General features: G+C 59.6%; 22 protein-coding genes. 8 read left to right on the top strand and 14 right to left on the bottom strand.

All coding sequences use genetic code 11. The features are described from left to right. Position 1: 1 nt before the first annotated feature. Positions 2-2,293, bottom strand: a complete 2,292-nt coding sequence (locus ACODR9_RS17215; RefSeq protein ID WP_488810639.1) for a heavy metal translocating P-type ATPase — start codon at positions 2,291-2,293, stop codon at positions 2-4. Between the two features lie 9 nt (positions 2,294-2,302). Then, positions 2,303-3,172: a 2Fe-2S iron-sulfur cluster-binding protein gene (locus tag ACODR9_RS17210; RefSeq protein WP_488810637.1), complete on the bottom strand. Its 870-nt coding sequence runs from the start codon at positions 3,170-3,172 to the stop codon at positions 2,303-2,305. 163 nt (positions 3,173-3,335) lie between these two features. Between ACODR9_RS17210 and ACODR9_RS17205 the strand changes: the two genes are divergently transcribed. Continuing rightward, the gene (locus ACODR9_RS17205; protein ID WP_488810635.1) at positions 3,336-3,734 is read left to right on the top strand and encodes a DUF1924 domain-containing protein; all 399 of its coding nucleotides are present in this window, start codon (positions 3,336-3,338) and stop codon (positions 3,732-3,734) included. 11 nt (positions 3,735-3,745) lie between these two features. Continuing rightward, entirely contained in the window at positions 3,746-4,258 is a 513-nt protein-coding gene (locus ACODR9_RS17200) for a diheme cytochrome c (RefSeq protein WP_488810633.1), read from the top strand. Between the two features lie 22 nt (positions 4,259-4,280). Here ACODR9_RS17200 and ACODR9_RS17195 read toward each other — a convergent pair whose 3' ends face one another. Continuing rightward, positions 4,281-5,027, bottom strand: a complete 747-nt coding sequence (locus ACODR9_RS17195; protein WP_488810631.1) for an SDR family oxidoreductase — start codon at positions 5,025-5,027, stop codon at positions 4,281-4,283. Between the two features lie 140 nt (positions 5,028-5,167). Here ACODR9_RS17195 and ACODR9_RS17190 point away from each other — a divergent pair, with 140 nt between their 5' ends. After that, positions 5,168-6,073, top strand: coding sequence for a LysR family transcriptional regulator (locus ACODR9_RS17190; protein WP_488810629.1), 906 nt, complete (start codon positions 5,168-5,170; stop codon positions 6,071-6,073). Positions 6,074-6,092: 19 nt separating this feature from the next. Here ACODR9_RS17190 and cydX read toward each other — a convergent pair whose 3' ends face one another. From cydX to cydP, 4 genes are all read right to left on the bottom strand, one after another. Then, positions 6,093-6,194 carry a cytochrome bd-I oxidase subunit CydX gene (gene cydX, locus ACODR9_RS17185; RefSeq protein ID WP_488810627.1) on the bottom strand — a complete coding sequence of 34 codons (102 nt, stop codon included), beginning with the start codon at positions 6,192-6,194 and terminating at the stop codon, positions 6,093-6,095. Positions 6,195-6,206: 12 nt separating this feature from the next. Beyond that, a complete protein-coding gene (gene cydB, locus ACODR9_RS17180; RefSeq protein ID WP_488810625.1) occupies positions 6,207-7,346 on the bottom strand; it encodes a cytochrome d ubiquinol oxidase subunit II in 1,140 nt (379 codons plus the stop codon). A 78-nt stretch (positions 7,347-7,424) separates the two neighbouring features. Next, entirely contained in the window at positions 7,425-8,975 is a 1,551-nt protein-coding gene (locus ACODR9_RS17175; protein ID WP_488810623.1) for a cytochrome ubiquinol oxidase subunit I, read from the bottom strand. Next, on the bottom strand, positions 8,965-9,156 hold the full coding sequence (gene cydP, locus ACODR9_RS17170) for a cytochrome oxidase putative small subunit CydP (RefSeq protein ID WP_488810621.1): 192 nt from the start codon (positions 9,154-9,156) through the stop codon (positions 8,965-8,967). The genes ACODR9_RS17175 and cydP overlap by 11 nt, the downstream gene beginning before the upstream one ends. A 175-nt stretch (positions 9,157-9,331) precedes the next feature. Between cydP and ACODR9_RS17165 the strand changes: the two genes are divergently transcribed. Continuing rightward, the gene (locus ACODR9_RS17165; protein ID WP_488810619.1) at positions 9,332-10,681 is read left to right on the top strand and encodes a sigma-54 interaction domain-containing protein; all 1,350 of its coding nucleotides are present in this window, start codon (positions 9,332-9,334) and stop codon (positions 10,679-10,681) included. A 102-nt stretch (positions 10,682-10,783) separates the two neighbouring features. Here the strand turns inward: ACODR9_RS17165 and ACODR9_RS17160 are convergent, their stop codons facing one another. After that, the gene (locus tag ACODR9_RS17160) at positions 10,784-11,413 is read right to left on the bottom strand and encodes a class I SAM-dependent methyltransferase (RefSeq protein ID WP_488810617.1); all 630 of its coding nucleotides are present in this window, start codon (positions 11,411-11,413) and stop codon (positions 10,784-10,786) included. A 45-nt stretch (positions 11,414-11,458) separates the two neighbouring features. Further along, a complete protein-coding gene (locus ACODR9_RS17155) occupies positions 11,459-12,553 on the bottom strand; it encodes a methyl-accepting chemotaxis protein (RefSeq protein WP_488810615.1) in 1,095 nt (364 codons plus the stop codon). Between the two features lie 305 nt (positions 12,554-12,858). Here ACODR9_RS17155 and ACODR9_RS17150 point away from each other — a divergent pair, with 305 nt between their 5' ends. Further along, complete coding sequence (locus tag ACODR9_RS17150; protein ID WP_488810613.1) at positions 12,859-13,044, top strand: hypothetical protein; 186 nt, start codon at positions 12,859-12,861, stop codon at positions 13,042-13,044. A gap of 255 nt (positions 13,045-13,299) precedes the next feature. Continuing rightward, a complete protein-coding gene (locus ACODR9_RS17145; protein WP_488810611.1) occupies positions 13,300-14,793 on the top strand; it encodes a hypothetical protein in 1,494 nt (497 codons plus the stop codon). Between the two features lie 108 nt (positions 14,794-14,901). Here ACODR9_RS17145 and ACODR9_RS17140 read toward each other — a convergent pair whose 3' ends face one another. From ACODR9_RS17140 to ACODR9_RS17120, 5 genes are all read right to left on the bottom strand, one after another. Further along, positions 14,902-15,588 (bottom strand): hypothetical protein, encoded by a 687-nt coding sequence (locus ACODR9_RS17140; RefSeq protein WP_488810610.1) that lies wholly within the window; start codon positions 15,586-15,588, stop codon positions 14,902-14,904. A gap of 215 nt (positions 15,589-15,803) precedes the next feature. Beyond that, positions 15,804-16,766, bottom strand: a complete 963-nt coding sequence (locus tag ACODR9_RS17135) for an ABC transporter permease (RefSeq protein ID WP_488810609.1) — start codon at positions 16,764-16,766, stop codon at positions 15,804-15,806. Beyond that, entirely contained in the window at positions 16,766-17,872 is a 1,107-nt protein-coding gene (locus ACODR9_RS17130; RefSeq protein ID WP_488810608.1) for an ABC transporter permease, read from the bottom strand. Before ACODR9_RS17130 ends, ACODR9_RS17135 begins: the two co-directional genes overlap by 1 nt. Next, entirely contained in the window at positions 17,869-19,395 is a 1,527-nt protein-coding gene (locus ACODR9_RS17125; protein ID WP_488810607.1) for an ABC transporter ATP-binding protein, read from the bottom strand. Before ACODR9_RS17125 ends, ACODR9_RS17130 begins: the two co-directional genes overlap by 4 nt. Positions 19,396-19,519: 124 nt before the next feature. Then, complete coding sequence (locus ACODR9_RS17120; RefSeq protein ID WP_488810606.1) at positions 19,520-20,524, bottom strand: BMP family lipoprotein; 1,005 nt, start codon at positions 20,522-20,524, stop codon at positions 19,520-19,522. 498 nt (positions 20,525-21,022) lie between these two features. Between ACODR9_RS17120 and ACODR9_RS17115 the strand changes: the two genes are divergently transcribed. Both ACODR9_RS17115 and ACODR9_RS17110 read left to right on the top strand, forming a co-directional pair. Continuing rightward, a complete protein-coding gene (locus ACODR9_RS17115) occupies positions 21,023-21,769 on the top strand; it encodes a tRNA pseudouridine(65) synthase TruC (RefSeq protein ID WP_488810605.1) in 747 nt (248 codons plus the stop codon). Between the two features lie 50 nt (positions 21,770-21,819). Beyond that, positions 21,820-22,668 carry a 23S rRNA (adenine(2030)-N(6))-methyltransferase RlmJ gene (locus ACODR9_RS17110; RefSeq protein WP_159876240.1) on the top strand — a complete coding sequence of 283 codons (849 nt, stop codon included), beginning with the start codon at positions 21,820-21,822 and terminating at the stop codon, positions 22,666-22,668. Positions 22,669-22,689 lie beyond the last annotated feature (21 nt).

The raw sequence follows: 22,689 nt of genomic DNA, 5'->3' as shown, positions 1-22,689 counted from the left end.
ATCAACTCATGCTCTGATACAGCTCGTCTTCCTGGACAAAATGCAGTTGCAACACCGTATCCAGGCTGTACAGCGTGCGTTGCAACTCCAGCATTTCCAGCTGTGATGCAGGCCGGGGCAAGGCGGCTATCTGCATGGCCAGCTTGCGGGAGAGTTTGAAAATTTCCTGGTGGCTGCGGCTCAGCGCAGCCAGTGGGTCCTCCCCGCCCAGCACCTGCGCCATGGCCGGGTAAACATGCTGCTCTTCCATTTTTTCATGCGGCAGCAGTTGCTGGGTCAGCATGGCATCCAGCCGTGCCAGCTCCTCCAGCTGCTGGGCATGCTGTAGCTGTGGCAGGCCGCGCGCCAGTGCCGCCAATTGCTGCAGCAGGGGATGCAGCCTTGCATGCTCGTCATTCAGCTGCTGTGCGGCATCGGTCGTCAAAGGCCGGGTCTGTAGCAGCGCCGGGTGCGGTGCCAGCGCCCGCAGGGCATTCAGGATAACGGCAACATCAATCAGCTCCTGCAACACCGCCCCGGCAACCGGTGGCAGATAGCCCATGGCGGCCGCCAGCATCGCCAGCAAAGACAGGCCCATACCGGCCATGACGCTTTGCCGGGCAATCGCCATGGTCCGGTGTGCGGTCATCACCACCTCGGCCAGCCGGTCCAGCCTATCGTTCAGCAACACAACGCCAGCACTCTCTGCCGCCGCTGCCGCCCCCTGCCCACCCATGGCCACACCGACACCGGCAGCGCTGAGCGCCGGGGCATCATTGACGCCATCACCCACCATGATGGTCACCCCCTGGCTGGCAGCCTGCTGCAGCTGACGCAGCTTGTCCTGTGGCTGCAGCCCGGCATAAATCCGGTCCACACCGATGCCATGGCCGATGGCTTCCGCCACATCCTGGCGATCACCGGACAGCATGCTGATCTGCCGGATTCCGCTACGGCGCAGCATGCGCAAGGCGCGCGGGGTTTCCAGCCGCAGCTGGTCTGACATTTCCAGCACGCCCAGCAGTTCGTCATCACGCGCAACAAATACCGCGCTGGCTCCCTCGATATCCAGACGTGCCTGCAATGCCGTTGCCCAGGTGGGCATGGCCTTGAGCTGCCCGGCCACAAAAGCATGGCTGCCCAACACCAGCCGCTGGCCATCCAGCATGCCGCTCAAGCCGGCTCCGGGTGTTTCTTCCAGTTGCTGCGGCATGGGCAGGTCGGTTTCGCCCTGCTCCAGTGCCGCCTGCAACACGGCGGTGGCAATCACATTGCAGGACATCTGATCCAGTGCAGCCGCCAGGCGCAGTACCTCGGCGGGTGCAATTGCCACTGCCGGGTGAATGGCCACCAGCCTGGCCTTGCCACCGGTGAGCGTGCCGGTCTTGTCAAAAAACAGCAGCGTGGCACGATCCAGCGCCTCCAGCACCGCCCCACCCTTTACCAGCACACCACGGCTGGCACAGCGGGAGATCCCCGACAGCATGGCCACCGGCACGGCCAGCACCAGCGGACAGGGCGTCGCCACCACCAAAACAGCCAGCGCCCGCAATGGGTCGTGGCTTAGCAGCCAGGCAAGGCCGGCCAGCCCCAGCGCCAGCGGAATGAACCACAGCGCATAGCGGTCAGCCATGCGGGTAAGCGGTGCCCGCGCCTGGCTGGCCTCGGACACCAGTTTCACGATGCCGCTGAAGGTACTTTGTGCGGCGGTAGTGGTTGCCGTCATGCTGAAAGCGGCTGCGGCGTTCAGCGTGCCACTGCGCAGCAGTGCGCCGGTTTGATGCGCAACCGGCTTGGCTTCGCCGGTAAGGGCCGACTCGTCCAGCAAGGCGGCGGCATCCAGCAGCCGGCCATCTACCGGTACGGTTTCACCAGCCTTCACCAGCAGCCGGTCGCCAACCCTTACCTCGTCCAGCGCCACCCGCTGCAGGCCATTGGCATCCACCCGGTTGGCATGACGCGGCGCACGCGCCAGCAGGCCGGACATTTCGCGCTCGGCACGCCCGGCGGCATAGCTGTCCAGCCAGCGGCCACTGGCGGTCATCGCCGCGATGATGGCCGCCGTCAGCGGCTGATCCAGCGCCAGAGAGCCGGCAATCGACATCAGCGCCAGCAGATCAACCCCAACATCGCGCTGCCGGATGGCGCGCCATGAATCCAGCAACAGCAGCAGCACAGCCGGCATGGCCGATACCGCCAGCATGGCATCCACCGGCAGGTGCAGGCCGGACAGGCGCTGCAGCGCCCATGCCAGCAAAGCCAGCAGCGGGGAGGACAGTAAGACCGCATACAGCAGGTTCTGGTTTGTTTTCACCTGGGAAGCCTAGTGATCGTGAGGAGCCGCCACCGGGTGGGCGGCATGGTCAAAACTGATGTCCAGCAAAGGCGCATCCGCTTCTGCCTGACAGGCCAATATCCAGCCATCGTCGATTTCTTCTTGGGATAGCACAAGATTATTGTGCATGACCACTTTGCCCTGCGCCACCTTGCATCGGCATGCGCCACACATGCCAGCCCGACAACGACAGGGCGGCTGTAGCCCATGCTGCTCCATTGCATCCAGCAGACGATGGCCAGCTGGCATCACCAGCGTGTGATTCACCCCGTGCAAGCGCACCTGCAGCATGGTCGCATCAAGCGGCGGCACCGGCTGCGGCACGGGGGCGGCTGTCATGCCGGGCGGGCTGGTTTCAACGCGCTTCGGCCTGGGCCAGCCCAGCATAAAACCCAGCGCTGGGCGGCGAAACAACAGCAATATGCCGATATGCAGGCCAATCAGCCACAAGCTCAGCGTTGCCAGCATGGCGTGGACATCGGCAGCATCCACCAAGGGCAAGCCAGCAAACAGGCTACCCAGCGCGTCGGCACCTGACTGTGGCATCAGCCACTGCAGGCCATGGCTGATGACCGCCGCGTTATCCACCATCAGTACGCCGCTTAATACCAGCAGCACCATGACACTCAGCAGGCCAAGGGTAAGGAGCCGGCTCCACTGCCCACTACTGCGTAAGCGCGACAGACGCAACCCCGCAGGAAAACCCTTCATGCGCCGCCATGTTGCCAGTACGCGCCAGCCCAATACCAGCAGACAAGCATAGCCCAGCCAGGCATGTGCCAGCCCGGCGTCATCTCCGCTGAAATAGGCCGACAAAAACACCACGACCATCACCCAGTGAAACACCCTGAAACCCATGTGGCTTCTCCGATCAGACTAGAACAAGCCTGCATCATGCGACGGGAAACTTAATGCGTGATTAAACCCGCCACCGGGGTAACACCATGGAATGACCCGCGTTAAGCATCACTTAAGCCGGCAAAACTACTATCAGCCTGTGCTCAATACAGGAGGATGAACAATGCGTCCATGGATGATTCTGACCCTGGCTCTGCTTAGCAAGGCGGTGATGGCAAGCCCTGCCATCATCAGCGACTACACCAGTCAGGCCAAGCAGGCCAATAGCGGATTTACCGGGTTTTCTGCCGAGCGCGGCAAGGCCTTGTACTACCGGGAAACCATACAGAACGGCAAGAAAATCAGCTGTGCCGCCTGCCACACTGCCGACCCGCGCCAGCCCGGCAAGACGCCGGCTTTTCGTCCGATCGATGCCATGGCGCCAGTCGTTACGCCATCTCGTTTCACGGATGCAAAAAAGGTGGAGAAATGGTTTCGCCGCAATTGTGATGATGTGTTCAAGCGGGAATGCACGGCACAGGAAAAAGGCGACTTTGTGACATTTTTGAGCAGCCTGAAATAAGGATGAATACCATGAAAAAACCGATGCTGTTGACTGCCCTGCTTCTGCTTGCCGGTGCCAGCGCCACACTGTGGGCCGAGGACGGAGAACACCAAAACCGCGAAAAACACCCCAAGCAAACAGGCCGCGCACTGGCTCAGGCACCGGCGGTCTGGAAAACCGAATGTGGTAGCTGCCACATGGCTTATCCGCCCGGATTGCTGCCCGCCTCTGCCTGGAAAAAGCAGATGGACACGCTGAAGAATCATTACGGCGTCAACGCCACCCTGACCGCAGAGGACGAAAAAGTCATCCGCAACTATCTGGCCACGGCAGCGGCCAGCGGGCGCGGCGCGGCAGAACCACCGGCAACGGGCGAACCGCCACGCATCACCCGCAGCGGCGGGTTCATCCATAAACACGATGAAATCAGCCCGGCAGTATGGAAGCGCAAATCCATCGGCAGTGCATCCAACTGCCAGGCCTGCCACAGCGGTGCGGCACGCGGCGACTTTGACGAAGACGGGGTCAGGATTCCCCGCTAAGCCACGCCCCGGTGGCTCGTAGTCAGAAATCCTGCACTGTGGGACGCAGTACCACTTCGTTGATGGCCACCGCCGCAGGCTGCCCGATGGCATAGGCAATGGCCTGTGCCACCGCATCTGCCGGAATGGCCTGCTGCTGATAGAAGGCCTCCACCTCGGCCCGGCAGGCAGCATCGCCGGAACCCAGCGGCAGCTCGCTCTGCACCGCACCGGGCTCGATGGAAGTCACGCGCACCTTGCCAGCCATTTCCTGGCGCAAGCCCTCGGAAATGGCACGCACCGCAAACTTGGTACCGGAATAAACCGTACCGCCCGGCGCATACACTTTCAGCCCGGCCACCGAAGAGATGTTGATCACCTGCCCACCGCCCTGCTGCTCGAACAGTGGCAGCACGGCGGCAATGCCATACAGCACGCCCTTGATATTGATATCAATCATGCGGTCCCATTCGTCGCTACGCAGTTGCTGCAGCGGTGCAATCGCCATCAGACCAGCGTTGTTGACGATGACATCAATACGGCCAAAGGCTGCGCACCCCGCAGCAACCAGGGCCTGCACATCCGCCAGCCGCGTCACATCGGTAGGGACGCAAACCACCTGGCCACCGGCACTGCGGATGTCTGCTGCAATCGCATCCAGCCGATCCAACCGGCGCGCACCCAACACCACCCGAGCCCCCAGTGCCGCCAGATGACGCGCAGTCGCCTCACCCAGACCACTACTGGCTCCGGTAATCACAACCACCTTATCCTTGATTTCCTGCTGCATGGCATTCTCCGCAGATTAACCGGGCTATCCCGTGAAGGGCTCCAGTATTCCGCCTGCCAGTGCCGCAATAAATGAAATTATTGCCACTTCACAATTCCATTAAATGGAATAATACGTGCTAACACACCGGGAGGAAGCCCATGCTCAATCGTCTGGAAATGCTGCGTATTTTTTGCGTGGCCGCCGACAGCAGCAACTTCAAGGAAGCGGCGCAGCGGCTGGGTATCTCACCGCAAGCGGTTACCCGCGCCATCAAGGAACTGGAACAACTACAGGGCGAATTGCTGTTTCACCGCAATACCCGTCACAGCCACATCACCGACTTTGGTGCGGCACTGGCCATGGATGCCAGACGCAAGGTGCAAGATATCGACGCGCTGTTCCACCAGCGGGAACAGACAGAACAGGATGTCAGCGGCCTGGTACGCATCACCGCGCCGGCTGCGCTGGGGGAAAGTCATCTGGCACCGGCACTGGCCAGCTTGCTGCAACAGCATGCCGGCCTGCGCTTTGATCTGCGTCTGTCTGATGAAATGAGCGATGTGGTGGACGAGCAGATCGACATCGGCCTGCGGGTTGGCTTTATGCGCGATAGCCGCTTTATTGCCCGCGCGGTGGCCCCGGTACCGTTTTTCATTGTGGCCAGCCCGGCACTGCTGGCACGCTGCGGCGTGCCGGATTCACTGGAAGCACTGGCCAGGCTGCCGGTCACGGTCAGCCTGGACCCGAACACCGGCAAACCCTGGCCATGGTTTTTTGCGGGCGACCAGCAATGGCAGCCGCCATCACCAGTTTTCATGGCCACCGATACGCGTGCGGAATGTGCCGCCGTGGAAGCGGGCATCGGCATCGGCCAACTAGCCGGGTTTATCGCCATTCCGCTGATCAAGGCCGGCAGACTGCAAGCCCTGCTGCCAGCCCTGCAACCTGCCCCCTGGAACCTCAACCTGTACCGCCCGCAGCGCGGACCGGTACCGGCCCGCATCCGCGTGGTGTACGACCATCTACTGCACCACTTTGCCCAGGCCAGCTTTTTTTCCTGCTGAACAAACCCAGGCCGCAGTATTAACGCAGCTTGCGCTCCTCCTCGTACTCACCCCACAAGGCATTCAGAATGCCCAGCGATACGGCAAAACCAATACCCAACACCCATGCGAAATACCACATACTGCTCTCCTTTCAATACGCGCTGTGATTGTTTTCCCGCACATAGGCAGCGGTTACCTTACCGGCCATCACCCGGTAGGCCCAGCGCGTGTACAGGATGATCAGCGGCATGAAAATCAGCGTAACCACCAGCATCAGGCCCAGTGTCAGCTGGCTGGATACGCTATCCCATACCGTCAGGCTGGAGGCCGGATGGCTGGATGAGGGCATGATGAAGGGAAACATGCTGACACCCGCCGTAGCAATCACCCCGCTCAGGCCCAGTGCCGATGCCCAGAAGGCGGCAAAACTGCGCCCGCCACGCAGCAGCAACATGGCGGCAATGCAGCCCAGGTAAGCAATGGCGGGTAGCAGCATGCTCAAGGGCCAGTGCTGATAATTAGCCAGCCAGGCCCCCGCAACGCGGCTGACAGTTTTGGCCAGCGGGTCCGGCAGCGCATCCGGCTGCACCGCCGAGGTAATGACATAGCCATCAATACCCAGTGCCAGCCAGATGCCGGCCAGGGTGAAACCGGCCAGCCAGATCAAGCCACAGACCCTTACCCAGCGCTGCGCACGCTGCTGGATAGCGCCCTCGGTACGGTGCGCCAGATACACCCCGCCGTGGAAGGTGATCATGGCGCTGGACACCACGCCACACAGCAAGGCAAAGGGGTTGAGCAAGCCCCAGAAGCTGCCCTCGTAAGTAGATACCAGGTTGTTGTCGAAATGAAACGGCACGCCCTGCAGCAGATTGCCAAACGCCACGCCAAAGATCAGCGGCGGCACCGTTCCACCGACAAACAGGCCCCAGTCCCATACCGAACGCCAGGTAGGGTTGTCGATTTTGCTGCGGTAGTCAAAGCCCACCGGGCGGAAAAACAGCGCCCACAACACCAGCAGCATCGCCCAGTAGAACCCGGAAAACGCGGTGGCATACACCAGCGGCCAGGCGGCAAAAATAGCCCCGCCACCGGTGATGAACCACACCTGGTTGCCATCCCAGTGCGGGCCGACGGTGTTGATCACCACTCGCCGTTCGGTATCGTCCTTGCCAACAAAAGGCAGCAGCGTACCCACGCCCATATCGTGACCATCCATGATGGCAAAACCAACCAGCAATACGCCGACCAGCAGCCACCAGATCACTTTCAAACTTGCATAATCCAGCATGATTATTCCTTTGTGCGGCACACAAAACAGCACAACATCCCTGGCGCAACGCGGCTGCAGGGGTGTTGCACGCAGCGTTCAGTGAGCGGTTTCCTCGTCGTAGCGGCCCGTCCCCAGGCTGCCCGGCCCCTGACGGGCAAAGCGCACCATCAGCATCATCTCCACCACCAAGAGCACGGTGTAGAAACCGACAAAACCAGCCAGCGAACCGTACAGCGACTCCACCGACAGCGTGGACACCGACAGCCGGGTGGGCAGCACGCCGTAGATGGTCCACGGCTGGCGGCCATACTCGGCCACAATCCAGCCCAGTTCGCAGGACAACCACGGCAGCGGCAGACACCACAAGGCCAGTTTCAGCAAGCGCGGACGGTGCTGGAAATTGCCCTTGAGCGAAGCCCAGAAGGCCCAGCCAAACAGCAACAGCATGGCCATGCCCATGCCCACCATCAGCCGGAAGGACCAGAACATCGGCGCCACCCGTGGAATGGTGTCGCGCGCGGCGGCATCAATCATCTGCGGGGTGGCATGGGCAACGTCGGCAGTGTATTTCTTCAGCAGCAGGCCAAAACCCAGATCCTTCTTGTGCGCTGCCAGCACCTTATTGGCCGCGCTGTCCAGGTGGTCACGTCGCAGGGTTTCCAGCGCCTGCACTGCCAACATGCCGGACTGAATGCGCAAGCGGTTCTGCGCCATGATTTCGTGAATGCCGGGAATCTGCTTGCTGACCGAGCGGGTGCCAATCAAACCCATCACCCAGGGAATGCTCACCTGCCAGTCGTTTTCCATACGCGTTTCATTGGGCCAGGCCAGCAGATTGAACGATGCGGGGGCCGGTTCGGTATGCCACATGGCCTCGATGGCGGCCAGCTTGGTCTGCTGCGCCTCGCCCACCGTGTAGCCGGACTCATCCCCCAGCACAATCACCGAACACACGCTGGCAAAACCAAAGGCGGCCGCAATACGGAAGCTCTTGCGGGCAAACTCCACATTGCGCCCGCGCAGCAAATACCAGCTGGAAATGGACAGCACAAACATGGCCCCGGTGACATAACCGGCACTGACGGTATGCACAAACTTGGCCTGGGCATCCGGATTGAGCAGCACAGCGGCAAAATCGGTCATTTCCATGCGCATGGTCTGGTAGCTGAACTCGGCCCCCACCGGGTTTTGCATCCAGCCATTGGCAATCAGAATCCACAAGGCCGACAGATTGGTGCCCACTGCCATCAGGATGGTGGCCAGCAGGTGCTGCTTGCGTGACAAGCGGTTCCAGCCAAAAAAGAACAGGCCGATCATGGTGGACTCAAGAAAAAACGCCATCAGCGCCTCGATGGCCAGCGGGGCGCCAAAAATATCCCCCACATAGTGTGAGTAATACGCCCAGTTGGTACCAAACTGGAATTCCATGGTGATGCCGGTGGTGACCCCCAGCGCAAAGTTGATGCCGAACAGCTTGCCCCAGAAGCGGGTCATGTCCTGATACACCTGCTTGCCGGTCATCAACCACACGGACTCCATGATCACCAACAGCCACACCATGCCGATGGTGAGCGGGACAAACAGAAAGTGGTAAAGCGCCGTCACGGCGAACTGCAGTCGCGACAGGTCGACGACATTATCTAGCATTGTTTTTCTCCAGGTGTTGGCTGGCCGGTGCCACATCCAGCATGTTGTCGGCCACACTGGCGGCATCGACCTGTACATGATGGGGTGCAACAAAGGCTTTCCAGATAATCAGCAGCAGCACAACCTTGATGCCGATAATCCAGGCCAGTTCGCGGCTCAGCTTGCGCGGTGTCTTCTTCATGGGCTGGCTCTCTGTTAATGGGGTGCAGTCCCGGCATGGCCGGCCAATGCCGGCAGCGGCACCTCCCGTACATCCTGATTGCAAGTGCCATGCCAGCGGCAAAACCCCTGTTTCACCCTGATTTCTGGGCATTTATGCGCTAACATGTCATTTCTGTCATGACAAAAACAACACCATGTCACCTCTGACAAATGAAGCCAGCCTGGAAACCATCAGCCGCATGCTGGACGAGCTGGACGAACCACGCATCGTCATTACCGAACAGTTCGACATCCTGCACGCCAACCCCTCATACCAGGCAATCTACGGCAAGGAAGTGACCGGGCGGCGCTGCTATGCGGTGTCGCATGGTTACAGCAGGCCCTGTAACGAAGAAGGCGAATCCTGCCCCCTGCAAATGACGCTGGCCAGCGGCCAGCCGGAACGGGTGCTGCATATCCACCGCACCGCCCACGGCGACGAGCATGTTGATGTAGAACTGATGCCACTGGCCGATATCAGCGGCCACCGCCACCTGTTCATCGAGAAAATGACGCCGCTGTCACAGGCCAGCAGCCAGCCCGCCCCCAACAAGATGGTGGGACGTGGCCCAGCCTTTCGCAGCATGCTGTTGCTGGCACAGCGCGCCGCACCCTCACACGCTGCCGTGTTGCTGATTGGAGAGTCCGGTACTGGCAAAGAAGGCCTGGCGCGCGCCATCCACCAGAATGGCGGCCCCGGCAAACGTCCCTTCATTGCCGTGGACTGCGCCAGCCTCACCGAAACTCTGCTGGAAAGCGAACTGTTCGGTTACGAAAAAGGGGCGTTTACCGGTGCCCAGCAACGCAAGCAGGGCCTGGTGGAAGCGGCCCAGGGCGGCACGCTGTTTCTGGATGAAATCGGTGACCTCCCCCTGTCACAGCAAGTGAAGTTGCTGCGTCTGCTGGAATCCGGCAGCTTTCGCCGCGTAGGGGGTATCAACAGCATACCAGCCAGTTTCCGCCTGATTGCCGCCACCCATCGCAATCTGGAAGCCATGGTGGCCGAGGGCAGCTTCCGTGCCGACCTGTTCTATCGCCTGGCGGTGTTTCCCATCCGCCTGCCACCATTACGCGAGCGGCGCGAGGACATCCCGCTGCTGGCCACCGCCCTGCTGGAGCGCGTGGCACCGGGCCGTCAACTGCAACTGGAACCCACTGCCTGGCAGTGGCTGATGCAACAACCCTTTCATGGCAATATCCGCGAACTGCGCAATCTGCTGGAACGTGCCAGCCTGCTGAGTGACGGCGACACCATCACGCTGGAGCACCTGCTGAGCGAGCCATGGCCCGGCACGCCACCGGCTGCCGCACCGACCGATACCAGCACGGCGCTGCAATTTTGCTCCGCACTGCGTCCGCTGGCCGAGGTGGAGGCTGCCTATCTGCATTGGGCTGTCGCACACAGCGGACTAAGCCGCAGGGCACTGGCCGAGAGGCTGCAAGTAACCGAGCGCACGCTGTACCGCTATCTGGCGGCGCTGGAAAAGAAAACCCCCGCCACGTAGACGGGGGCAAAAAAATAACAACCTTGGGTGCTGCCTACTAGCAAACTCTGTTCCAGCCTGGCGACAGGCCATCGGGTAGCGGGCAGCTGCCAGGCGGCAGGCTCAGTCTGGCCGACGGGCAATCATGCCGATCAACGCCGATGGGCCCTGATGCCGCAAGCCTTCCTGCAGCACGGTCTGGTACTCAAGCAGCTCTTCGATCTGGCAATCGGCAAAGGCCTGGCGCAGCAAATCCGGTGTGTAAAGCTGATCGATCTCGGACGGGCCACCCGTCCCCAAAGCCAGCTGGGCCGGGGTATAGCCCAGCAAGAGCAGCCGCCCGCCAGGCCGGCACAGGCGCATCATGTCGGCAAACTGCTTGTCCCTTTGAGCGGGCTTGGCAAACTGCATGAAAATGGCCACCACCCAATCATGGCAGCCCTGCAGCGCAGCAGGTGGCCAGGCGGCATCCAGCATGTCCTGCTGACAGAAATCAACTTCCAGCTGCCGCGCCGCCGCCAGTTGTGCCGCCTTTTGCCCTGCGGTGACCGAGGGCTCTACGGCGGTAACCCGCAAACCAAGTCCGGCCAGCCAGACGGAATTCCGCCCCTCGCCATCGGCCAGGCAGATGACACGCTGCCCAGCATGAAAACCGGCGGCCTTACTGGCCAAGTACTGATTGGGCGCGGTGCCAAACAGATACGCCGCACCGGCGTCCTGATAGCGCTGTTCCCAGTCTGCCGTTGTCGTCATTTCAGCCTCCGCCGTCAAACCCAAGATGGAGCCGACCCAGGCCGCCTAGCGGTCTGTCGCCAGCATGTCGGCCATGCCAGCCATCACCGTCATATTGGCCTCTTCCATGGCCACCAGTGCCGCCAGCGCCGCATCCATATTGCCACTGCGATAGCTACTTACCGCAGCACGGGCATGGTCGTGCACCGCCTTGTGCGGCAACTCCATGGCCCGATAGCCCGGCAGATTGGCAAAGGCGGCACGCCCTTCACCCTCGTAATACCAGCGCCCCAGACGGCATTGCGTTTCGTCCGGCACATCCCCCGGCTGCATGCCGGACAGGCCGAGCAAGGTCTTGTACACCTCCAGCTTGAGCATGAGCTCTTCCAGATTGGCCAGCTCAACATTAGCCAGCCGCGACGAGGCGGCAATACGCTGTTGCATGTGAACCGACAGGCCAAGCAGATGCTGCATGCTCTGCATGGCCGCCATGCTTTCCGCACTCTGGCTGGCGGCATCGCCCGCCCCCATTTCCATCACTTCGCGCGCCTGGCTGGTTTCCAGCTGTATGCCACTGACCAGACCACTGATCTCGGTCGTAGCCTTGGCCGTACGCTCCGCCAGCTTGCGCACCTCATCGGCCACCACGGCAAAACCACGCCCGGCCTCGCCTGCGCGTGCGGCCTCAATGGCAGCGTTAAGCGCCAGCAAATTGGTTTGCTCGGCAATTTCCTTAATCAGCTGCACAATGCCGCCAATCTGGCCCGCCCGGCGCGACAAGCCCTCCACCTTCTCCCCGGCACTGCCAATCCGCTGTTGCATATCCTGCAAATCACTGGCGATTTTCTCGAAAGCACGCCGGTTGGTATCGGACTCTGCCGCCGTTGCCTGCGCCGCCTCAGCTTCCTCGTTCAGCAAGGACGACAAACCGGAGAACGACCCGCGCATGCCGTCCAGCGAGGCAGCAAAGCGCGGGAAGTTTGCTGTTACGCCATCCAGCAACTGCTGACGCCCCAGCAGGCTACGCTCGCGCTCATCCGCATCGGCCAATTGTTGACGCAGCGCAGCCACCTCTGCCGCAAGCGACTGATTTTTATCAAGCAACTGTTGACTTTGTTGCCGAGCCTGCTCCAGATCCTGCTTTGTCTTGATGCCAAACATGATGCTACCTTTACCAGAAAACGAGCCGCCCCAGCCGCCACAGACAGGATGCCAAGCCACTCTTTAAGATTCATTCAGGATACATATTATTGCTGTACAGCACCGTCCTTCAAGCAGCTGGTCGCAGCCCACCACAAGCGCGCACCCAGTGCGATGGCGGCAATCCTGCACGATAGTATCGCATTGCGATACTTTAGTCAGCCGCAGAACATGTCACCGCACATCAAGCGCCGCGCCCACCCAGCCAGCAACCGGCAGGCCAATTGCACCACAACCGGCACACTTGGATATCGTGAAGTCAAGCAATGCTGCCAAGTGCTGATAATCAGGCAAATCCAGACAAGCCTCAAATACCGATTAATCCGTGGCCAGCCATTGATAAAACAAAAGGATTATCTATAGTGCAGCAAGAAATGACGACTGCAGACAAGCCGCTATTCTTGCTGCCCCTGCTGGACATCCTGCTGATCAAGTTAGCGTTAATTATTTAATGATTTAAAATTGCTTATTTATTTTAAATAAAACCATAATAAATTAATCGCCTAGGTGGTTATGCGTATCGTCACCTTTCACGCCATTTATTAAAATCAGCCAGTTTTACAACACGATCAATACTGCCGCCTTTTAAGCCGTTGCTGCTTTTCTTGAGCATCTAAAATAAAAAGCACGCTTGCACCCTGCACACCAAAAATACACCAAGGGTCATCAACGCTGCTGTCGCCCCCACACAAAACCGGATTGACCCTATGCGTCTGAATACTGCAATCGGCAACAATCAGAATCAGAAAACAGTCAGCAGCTGGCTGGAACGACTACCTGCGGCCAATCCATACGGCAGTGGTGAACAGCTGCTGGAAATCCAGGCATTCATCCAGCAAAACGAAGATTCCCCCTCATTACGGCTGAGCCTGCAACGCCAGCTATTTGACCGCAGCAAGCAGTGGCTGCAGCAACTGGAAGAGCAATTTAGCGAAAATGCCTGCAACCACGCGGTACTGCGCCTGGCCCGCATGGGCAGCAAGGTGCTTGCTCAGCAACTGGAAGGGGTGCAGCAATTACTGAAAACCACCCTGAGCACACGCCCGCTACTGTCCTGGCGACGCCGGGCCCAGCAGGAACTGAGCCTGGCGCTGGACATCGCCCAACGCTACGCCTGCTTTGCCTTGCGCTGCCATGTGGATTTGAATGCCAGCTACTGGCTGACCACCCACTATCTGTATTACACCGCCCTGCAGCAAGGCTGGCTGGCGCAGCCGATTTCATCGGGCATGAGCATACTGACTGGCTATCAACACCTGCAATTACTGGGCATTACCGACGGCAAGCACATGTCCGGGGAGGAAATTGAAACCGCCATCCAGCTAACCGAACTGCTGGCTGACAAGGTGGCACTATGCCAGCTGCAACAGCAAGAGCTGGCCAATCCCGGACACATCTACCTGCTGGACCTCACCCGTGGCAGCCCGCCGCAGTTTCTGCTGTATACCGCCAGCCTGCAGCGCAACGAACATTGCCTGGCATTTGATCTGAGCATGGTGATCACCGCGCTGTCGCACTATGGCGCAACAGACAGCGCTGGCGGCAGACCCACGCGCGCACTGACCGTGATCGTAGCGCAAAAGCTGGCGCAGACATGGACCGCACCCAAGCGACGACGACACAATCGGCAAAGTGTCCTGCAATCCATGTCACTGATTGCCCAGATGCGCGCCATCCGCCAGGTACTGGGCAGCAATATGGATAACCTGCCCTTGCGAGGCAAACTGGACTTCAAACCCCAGCGCTCGCACATTTCCATTTTCCAGGCACTAAACAAGAGTGATAGCGGGCTGCTGCTGCGCGGCAACCCCGGCCATCAGTCGTTGCAAATCGGTGAACTACTGCTGGTCGCCGACAAGCTTGCCCATCACACACCATCGCTCTACGCCGTGCGCTGGACTGCCGTGTCCGAATACGCCAACGAAGTATCTTGCGGTGCAGAACTCATCGGCAACGACCCGGAAGCCGTGGATGTCATGCCCATGCTAACCAGCCCGCATGAATCTTTTCAGCCCGCATTGCGCCTGCATGCCAGCCAGGGCGATCAGACATCCAACCTGCTTATCATTTCCGGCCAGCCCTTTGCACTGTGCCGGGAGTTCCGGCTGCGCGATCGCCGTGGCGAGCACAACGTAAAAGTCACCCGCGTACATATGCAAACCGCGCTGTACCAGGCAATGGAATTTCAGCAAACGCTATAAATTTTTATAAAAACTTCAATGCCATCACAAATAAACAAGCACCATGGCAATGTTAAAATTTATTTTTAAAAATAATATGCAGGCCATCCCACCTCAGCACAGCCTGCTTTAATCCCCAGACCCAAACCAGTCACCCAGCATCTGCCGAATTGCCGCCGCATTGAAGCGCGGCATCCGTCCATCTGCCCATTCCGCGCGATCCAGATGAAAGTTGTAGCGCTCGAATTCTGCAGCCTGGTTCATGGCATTGCTGCGGGTATACAGCGTCACCCACGGATCCCCTTCGCGCCAGGCAATGGCTACAGGCACCCCGTCCACCTCTCCCGACCAAAGCTGGTCAGTCTCGCAAAAATGCACATCATCCAGCAGCACCATATTCACAATGGCAGACAGGCCACCACGCTCGGCATAGACCCGGCGCAGGTGGCGGCACAGCCTTTCCTTGCTGCCTAGTGCGGCGCGCGCTCCACGCAGCAAAAAGTAATTGCAGGTACAGCTTAGGGCAGCCAGATCAACGCGATAGCATTTGCCAGGGGTGATGCTGCTATGAATGATGACGGCGGGAAAATCCAGCGGCGGAAAGGTAAGTCGGTCGCGGATGTACGGCCAGGGACGGCGCGCCCACGACTCATCGCGCCGCTTGGCCAGCACCGGCAAAACCGGTGGTTCGACCGCCTGAATTTCGGCATCGGACACCGGCCCGGTATCCCACGCCCGGAAGGCACCGCCAAACAGGCCAGCCACACCGGCAACAGCCAGCCCGATCAATATCAGCAACAGTACGCTTAGCCACATACGTCCCCCGTTTTATTTCATCTTTCGATCATGCATTTGCCACTACGCAGCTTTTGTTTTCATTCGGCATGATCTTTGTAAGCAAACCCGCAGATATTCACTTGTTGTAGTGCATTCACCGACGGTTTTCGACCCCATCACAGCTGCATTTGTCCTGCACATGAAAAAACCGGCCACAGCCGGTTTTTCATGACAGCAAAGACAGCCTTCCGGTTTTAACGTGACTTGACGAAAGGCACACCAATCGCCTTCGGCGCCACCGCTCTGCCAACAAAGCCAGCCAGCAACAGCACGGTCAACACATAGGGAATCACCTGGATGGCCTGCGAGGGAATCTGTCCGATCAAGGGCAAATCCACCCCTTCCAGACGGATCTGCACCGCATCGGCAAAGGCAAACAGCAAGCAGCCCACCACCGCAGGCAGCGGACGCCATTTACCGAAGATCAGCGCCGCCAGCGCCAGAAAGCCCTTGCCCGCCGTCATTTCCTTGATAAAGGAACCGGTCTGGTATACCGACAGAAAGGTGCCGGCCAGGCCGCATAGCACCCCACCCCAAAACAAGGCGATATAACGCACGCGTGCTACCGACACCCCAGCGGTATCCGCTGCATGCGGATTCTCACCCACCGCACGCAGGCGTAAGCCAAAGCGGCTGCGGTATACCACCCAGCTCACCAAGGGGATGATGAGAATGGTGAGGTAGACCAGGATGCTGTGACCGGACAGCAGCTTGCTGTAAACATGACCGATCACCGGCACATTGGATAAGGCATCGGCAAACGGCAGGGTGATGTCGTGAAAGCGCGAGTCATCATCCAGTTGCGGCGTATTGCCACCTTGCTGGAACCAGGCCAGCCCCAGCACCGGCGTGATGCCGGAGGCAATGGTATTGATGGCCATGCCGGAAATCAGCTGATTGCCGTTATAAGTAACCGAAACAAAGGCATGCACCATGGCCATGCTGACTGCCGCCATCACCCCGGCCAACAGGCCCAGCCAGGGCGAATGGGTGACAAAGGCCGCCGCACCGGAGGCAAACGCCGCCACCAGCATTTTGCCTTCCAGGCCGATATCCACCACGCCGGAGCGTTCGGAGAACATGCCGGCCAGGGCTGCCAGCACCAGCGGCGTGGCAACGCGAATGGTTGAATCCAGCAAACTGAGCCATTGCTCCATCACTTGCCCTCCTTGCGTTTGAACAGCCCGGCGATGAAGGGCTCGAACAGGTTTTCCAGCGCACCGCAAAACAGGATGATCAGACCCTGGATGAAGATGATCATCTCGCGGGTAATCACCGGCTTTTCAAACGACAGCTCCAGCCCGCCCTGGGTCAGCCCGCCAAACAGCAAGGCGGACAGGATGATGCCCACCGGATGGTTGCGCCCCATCAGCGCCACCGCGATGCCGACAAAACCCACCCCATTGGTAAAGGACACATTCATGCGATGGGTGGAGCCCAGCAACTCATTAATGGCGGCAAAACCGGACAGCGCACCGGAGATGCACATGGCCAGCATGATGGTTTTGCTGACATTGATCCCGGCATAACGCGCTGCACTTTCGTTCACCCCCACAGTGCGCAGCTGGAAGCCCCAGCGGCTATGCCACACCAACAGGTAAAACAGGCCGCAAGCCAGCAGGGCCATGACAAAAGTCAGGTTTAGCGGGGTGCTGGGCAGGCTGATGCCCATGCCAGCGGCCACCTGATGAATGGCAGGAATCCACGCAGCTTGGCCAAACTCTCGGGTGGTGGGGTTTTGTGAACCGGTTTCAATCAACTGATGGCCAATCAGGTACAACATCAACGAATAAGCGATGAAGTTGAACATGATGGTGGTCACCACAATGTGGCTGCCACGCTTGGCCTGCAGCCAGCCCGGAATGAAGGCCCAGGCAGCACCAAAGCCCATGGCGGCCAGAATGCACAGCGGCACCAGCACCAAGGGCGGCAGGGTGTGATCAAAGGCCAGTACCACCAGCGTGACGCCAAGGCCAGCCAGATAGGCCTGCCCTTCGCCACCGATATTGAACAGCCCGGCATGAAAAGCTGTTGCCACGGCCAGACCGGTAAAAATAAAACCGGTGGTGTAGAACAGCGTGTAGCCGATGCCCTCGCCGCTGCCAAAAGCCCCGCTGACCAGCAGTTGCAGGCATTCCCATGGGTCTTCGCCAATCAGCCAGGTTACCAAGCCGGTTACCAGCAATGCCGCCAGCAGATTGAGTACCGGCAGCACGCTTAATTGCGCCCAGCGCGGCAAGGTGGACGGTTGTCCGAATTTCACTGTTTATGCCCCCCCATCAACAAACCCAGCGATACGGTGTCGGCATCCTTGGCCGCCACCTCGCCGCTGATCTGCCCGCCCGCCATCACCAGGATGCGATCGGACAAGGCCAGAATCTCTTCCAGTTCCACCGACACCAGCAAGATGGCCTTGCCCGCGTCGCGCAATTCCACCAAGCGGCGGTGAATAAACTCGATAGCACCGATATCCACCCCGCGCGTGGGCTGGCCAATCAGCAGCAAGTCCGGGTTGGCGTGGATTTCGCGCGCCAGCACCACCTTTTGCTGATTGCCGCCGGACAGCAGGCCCACCCGCAATTGGGCATTGTCCGGGCGGATATCAAACTGGCGGATAAAATCACGCGTGCGCGCCAGTAGCGCCTTGCGCGAAAACAATCCGTGCCGGTTGATGGCCTTGTCGTCGTGGTAGCCCAGAATGGCGTTTTCGAACATGGGGAAGGATTTCACCAGCCCCTCGCGCGAGCGGTCTTCCGGCACATGGGCAATACCCTTCAGACGGTACAGCGCCGCACGCGGCTGGCTGGATTTTTCCTGTAGCAAGTCCTGGCCGTGGTAGCGTATTTCACCGGCAGTCGGCTCCACCATGCCGGCCAGCACCTCCAGCAATTCTGACTGACCATTGCCGGACACCCCGGCAATGCCGACAATTTCACCGGCACGCACCTGAAAATTCAGCCCGTCCAGCAGCTTGACGCCACGTGCGTCGGTCAGGCTGAGATTGCCTACCTCCAACACCGCAGCACCGGGTGCGCGCTCGGCCTTGTCCACCTTCAACGACACCTTGCGTCCCACCATCAGGTCGGCCAGTTTTTCCTTGTCGACATCGGCGGTACGTACATTGCCCACCACGGTGCCGGCGCGCATCACGCTGACCGCATCGGTGATGTCCATTACTTCACGCAGCTTGTGGGTGATCAGGATTACTGTCTTACCCTGTTCGCGCAGCGCTCGCAGAATGCAGAACAGATGATCGGCCTCCTGCGGCGTCAGCACTGCGGTGGGTTCGTCCAGAATCAGCACATCGGCCCCGCGATACAGCGCCTTGAGGATTTCCACCCGCTGCTGCAAACCCACACCCAGCTCACCCACCAGGGCGTCCGGGTCCACTTCCAGCGAATAGTCGCGGTTCAGTTGCAACAAATGCGCCCGCGCCTGTTCCATGCCCTGCTTCAGCAGCAGGCCACCCTCGGCCCCCAGCACGATGTTTTCCAGTACGGTAAAGGTATCCACCAGCATGAAATGCTGATGCACCATGCCGATGCCCAGCCGGATGGCTTCCTGGCTGTTACGAATACGCGCTTCACGACCATGCACCCGGATACAACCTTCGTCGGCCTGGTAATAGCCGTACAGAATGCTCATCAGCGTGGATTTGCCCGCACCGTTTTCACCGATGATGCCGTGGATGGATCCTTTGGCGATGTGCATGGACACATCGCGATTGGCCTGCACTGCGCCAAAGCGCTTGCTGATGCCGGCCAGTTCGATGGCGAAATCAGTCATGCCTGTATTTCCCCGCATGCAATAAATCCCGGCGCACCCAGCAAGAACCAAACAGGCACGAGAGCCTAAGCCATCGTGCCTGCAGTCCTCCCGGGCCGCAGCCGGGAAAAGATAATCTAGAGACTTATTTCACCGGGCAGCTATTGTTGCTGCGGTAATCCACCACGCTGAGCTTGCCGCTGATGATGTCCTTTTTGGCTGCGCCAATCTTCTTTTCCATGTCGGCAGAAATCAGCTTGCGGTTGTTGGCATCCAGCGCCCAGTCCACGCCGCCTTCCTTCAAGCCCATCACTTTCACTTCCGGCTTCCAGCTACCATCCTTGGCGGATTTGAAGGTGTCGTACACGGCATTGTCCACGCGCTTCACCATGGAAGTCAGCACAAAGCCCGGGTACAGGTGGTTCTGGTTGCTATCCACGCCGATGGACAGCTTGTTTGCCGTCTTGGCAGCTTGCAGCACGCCCAGACCAGTACCACCGGCAGCAGCAAACACCACGTCCACACCACGGTCAAACTGGCTCTTGGCCAGTTCGGTGCCACGTGCCGGGTCGTTGAAGGCCTGCGGGGTGGTGCCGGTCATGTTCTGGATGACTTCGGTTTTCTTGTTGGCGTATTTGGCACCCTGTACATAGCCACAGCCAAAGGCGCGGATCAGCGGCACATCCATGCCACCGATATAACCCACCTTGCCGGACTTGGACGCCAGCGCCGCAGCCATGCCCACCAGGAAGGAGCCTTCCTGTTCCTTGAACACGATGCTCTGTACGTTCGGACCCTTGGCCACCGAGTCAATAATGGTGAATTTCACCTTGGGGAATTCCTTGGCCACGGTTTCCACCGCCTGGGTGAAGGAGAAGCCCACGGAGACGATCAGGTCGGCATCCTTGCGCGCCAGGTTACGCAGCAGTTGTTCCTTCTGCGCTTCCGACGCGATGGTGCCTTCGCGGTAGCTGATCTTGAATTCCTTCTTGAAACGCTCGGCACCGTTATAGGCCGCTTCGTTAAAGCTCTTGTCGAACTTGCCAGCCTGGTCGTAAATCACTGCCGGGCTGAAGGTCTTGGCGAAGCTTGTGCCAGCCAGGATGGACAGGGCAACGGCAAGGCTTGCGCGTTTCAATTGAATGGTCATATCAGGAACTCTTGGTTTTGTTGGTCAACATGCATGAAGGACAAACGTCTGCATCATGCAGTATGGGGAAGCCCCAACTTCCGCATTGGCTATTTTTTGCCCGACAACACTGTATTGCGACAAGGCCGGTGGGTGGCAACAAATACAGCTTCGTCATCTTGGTGGCGCGCAGAATTGTAATGAGGGGGAAATTGACTGTAAACAATTTCCTCTCCACTTTGAAATACCTTGTCGCAAAGCTGGCATTGATCAGGCAAAAAACGATCAGCCCATGGCACTGGTGCCACAAAATACATGCAGTCCGGGCATGACAGAACAGAAAATATGACGTTTTCCTGCTAATGCCGCAAGATTTCACTGCCAGCTCAACACCCTGCCAGCCCATTCTGTCGTATCACGCCCGGCTTGCTGTATCAATTCAGCCACGTATGCCCCATCGGCATACCCAAGCCCGGCACAAAGCCCTACAATCGCCGCCTTCGCTTCATCAACACTGCCATGCTACCCATCCTCTACCGCGACACGCAGCTGATCGCCATTCACAAGCCATCCAACTTGCTGGTACACCGCTCCGAGCTGGATCGCCATGAAACCCGCTTTGCCATTCAGCTGCTGCGCGACCAGATCGGCCAGCGCGTCTACCCGGTGCACCGACTGGACAAGGGCACTTCCGGCGTACTGCTGTTTGCGCTGGACAAAGACAGCGCGCGGGAGATGAGCTGGCAGTTTGAACGCCAGGAAGTCAGCAAGCGCTATCTGGCGGTGGTACGCGGCCATCCGGCAGAATCCGGCCATATCGACCACGCCCTCAGCCGCCGGGTGGACGACCTGGCCTGGCTGGGTGAAAAGGTGCAGCCCGGCCCGCAGGAAGCGCAAACCGACTACCACCGCCTGGCCACCGTCGAGTTGCCCATCGCCGTGGACCGCTACCCCAGCAGCCGCTACGCACTGGTGGAGCTGTCGCCGCTGACCGGCCGTCGCCACCAATTGCGCCGCCACATGAAGCACATCGCCCACCCCATCATTGGCGATGCCACCCACGGCAAGGGCGTGCACAACCGCATGTTTGCCGAGCACTTTGGCAGCCAGCGCATGCTGCTGGCCTGCATGGAAATGCAGATCACCCACCCGCTGAGCGGTGCAGCCATCACCCTGACTTGCCCGCTGGCGGAGGACTTTGCCAGCGTGGTACGCGCACTGGGCTGGGAACATGCCCTCCCCGCCAACTGGCTGCCCGCCGTCTGATGTGCGGTCAAATCCGCTACAATGCCGCCATTGTCTTAGAAAGCTGATGCATGCTGAGTTATCGCCACGCCTTTCACGCCGGCAACCATGCCGACGTGCTCAAGCACCTGATTGAAATTGCCGTCCTGGACTATCTGGGCCAGAAAGACAAACCCTACTGGTATATCGATACCCACGCCGGTGCCGGTGGCTATGCACTGCAAGAAGGTTATGCCGCCAAGAATGCCGAATACCTGAGTGGTATTGCCCGCCTGTGGGACCGCACCGACCTGCCCCCGGCGGTAGCGGCCTATGTGGACGTGGTACGCGAGATGAACCCGGATGGCGAGCTGCGCTACTACCCCGGCTCGCCCTGGTGCGCCGCCGCCGTGATGCCGCAAAGCGACAAGCTGCGCCTGTTTGAACTACACCCTACCGACTTCCAGCTGCTGGAACAGAATTTTGGCGGTCATCCGCGCCGCACCCAGCTGCAGCAGGCCAATGGCTTTGAAGGCATCAAGGCCATCCTGCCGCCGCCACCGCGTCGCGGCCTGGTGCTGATCGACCCGCCGTATGAAGACAAGCGCGATTACCAGCATGTGGTCACCGCACTGAAAGAAGGGCTGAAGCGCTTTGCCACCGGCATCTATGCGGTGTGGTACCCCTGCCTGCAACGCGCCGAAATGAAAGAACTGCCCAAAGAGCTGAAAAAACTGCCCGCCAAGAGCTGGCTGCGCGCCGAGCTGCATGTACAGGCACCATCGGCAGACGGCTTTGGCATGTACGGCAGCGGCATGTTTCTGCTGAATCCGCCGTGGACCTTGCCCGCCATGCTGAAGGAGGTTCTGCCCTACCTGGTGGAACAACTGGGTCAGGATGCCAAGGCCAGTTTCATTCTGGAAACCGGCGGCGACCTGTAAACTACCGCCCACTCCATCGCA

The sequence above is a fragment of the Aquitalea sp. FG25 genome, assembly GCF_057809375.1.
The sequence above is the reverse complement of the archived record's forward strand: the minus strand, read 5'-3'. Positions and strand labels throughout refer to the sequence as shown.

Coding starts and splice junctions, on each gene's coding strand:
- ACODR9_RS17210 (WP_488810637.1), bottom strand. CDS start 3,172: ATGGGTTTCAGGGTGTTTCACTGGGTGATGGTCGTGGTGTTTTTGTCG.
- ACODR9_RS17205 (WP_488810635.1), top strand. CDS start 3,336: ATGCGTCCATGGATGATTCTGACCCTGGCTCTGCTTAGCAAGGCGGTG.
- ACODR9_RS17200 (WP_488810633.1), top strand. CDS start 3,746: ATGAAAAAACCGATGCTGTTGACTGCCCTGCTTCTGCTTGCCGGTGCC.
- ACODR9_RS17195 (WP_488810631.1), bottom strand. CDS start 5,027: ATGCAGCAGGAAATCAAGGATAAGGTGGTTGTGATTACCGGAGCCAGT.
- ACODR9_RS17190 (WP_488810629.1), top strand. CDS start 5,168: ATGCTCAATCGTCTGGAAATGCTGCGTATTTTTTGCGTGGCCGCCGAC.
- cydX (WP_488810627.1), bottom strand. CDS start 6,194: ATGTGGTATTTCGCATGGGTGTTGGGTATTGGTTTTGCCGTATCGCTG.
- cydB (WP_488810625.1), bottom strand. CDS start 7,346: ATGCTGGATTATGCAAGTTTGAAAGTGATCTGGTGGCTGCTGGTCGGC.
- ACODR9_RS17175 (WP_488810623.1), bottom strand. CDS start 8,975: ATGCTAGATAATGTCGTCGACCTGTCGCGACTGCAGTTCGCCGTGACG.
- cydP (WP_488810621.1), bottom strand. CDS start 9,156: ATGAAGAAGACACCGCGCAAGCTGAGCCGCGAACTGGCCTGGATTATC.
- ACODR9_RS17165 (WP_488810619.1), top strand. CDS start 9,332: ATGTCACCTCTGACAAATGAAGCCAGCCTGGAAACCATCAGCCGCATG.
- ACODR9_RS17160 (WP_488810617.1), bottom strand. CDS start 11,413: ATGACGACAACGGCAGACTGGGAACAGCGCTATCAGGACGCCGGTGCG.
- ACODR9_RS17155 (WP_488810615.1), bottom strand. CDS start 12,553: ATGTTTGGCATCAAGACAAAGCAGGATCTGGAGCAGGCTCGGCAACAA.
- ACODR9_RS17150 (WP_488810613.1), top strand. CDS start 12,859: ATGCTGCCAAGTGCTGATAATCAGGCAAATCCAGACAAGCCTCAAATA.
- ACODR9_RS17145 (WP_488810611.1), top strand. CDS start 13,300: ATGCGTCTGAATACTGCAATCGGCAACAATCAGAATCAGAAAACAGTC.
- ACODR9_RS17140 (WP_488810610.1), bottom strand. CDS start 15,588: ATGTGGCTAAGCGTACTGTTGCTGATATTGATCGGGCTGGCTGTTGCC.
- ACODR9_RS17135 (WP_488810609.1), bottom strand. CDS start 16,766: ATGGAGCAATGGCTCAGTTTGCTGGATTCAACCATTCGCGTTGCCACG.
- ACODR9_RS17125 (WP_488810607.1), bottom strand. CDS start 19,395: ATGACTGATTTCGCCATCGAACTGGCCGGCATCAGCAAGCGCTTTGGC.
- ACODR9_RS17120 (WP_488810606.1), bottom strand. CDS start 20,524: ATGACCATTCAATTGAAACGCGCAAGCCTTGCCGTTGCCCTGTCCATC.
- ACODR9_RS17115 (WP_488810605.1), top strand. CDS start 21,023: ATGCTACCCATCCTCTACCGCGACACGCAGCTGATCGCCATTCACAAG.
- ACODR9_RS17110 (WP_159876240.1), top strand. CDS start 21,820: ATGCTGAGTTATCGCCACGCCTTTCACGCCGGCAACCATGCCGACGTG.